Source organism: Ewingella sp. S1.OA.A_B6 (genome assembly GCF_049889095.1).
GTDB lineage: Bacteria > Pseudomonadota > Gammaproteobacteria > Enterobacterales > Enterobacteriaceae > Ewingella.
Genome location: NZ_JBLJFK010000068.1, coordinates 1 through 279, shown reverse-complemented (window position 1 = coordinate 279; position 279 = coordinate 1). Strand labels below are relative to the sequence as shown.

At 44.4% G+C, this 279-nt stretch carries 1 protein-coding gene; it reads right to left on the bottom strand.

Annotated elements, in window-relative coordinates:
- On the bottom strand, window positions 1–279 hold a 279-nt coding region (locus tag ACMV8I_RS21500; protein ID WP_498867160.1), incomplete at both ends, for a CBS domain-containing protein.

The following is a 279-nucleotide window of genomic DNA, read 5'->3' as shown; positions in this document are numbered from 1 at the left end:
CACCTGCAATCGCCTCTAGCACATCAAGCGGTGTCACTAGTCCTGCGACTTGACCGTATTCATCAATCACCATTGCCAAATTACCTTTGGCTTTTTTGAGCATATTGAGCAGTTTTAGATTGTCAATGCTTTCTGACACAAACACAGGCTGCTGCTTGTTAAGTAAGGGTTTAATGGCGGTTTCAATATCTGCAACATTGTTATCGAGCAAATCCAAAAAGTCTTTGGCGCGTACTACCCCGAGCACTTTATCGATGGTATCTCGGCACACAGGGAACA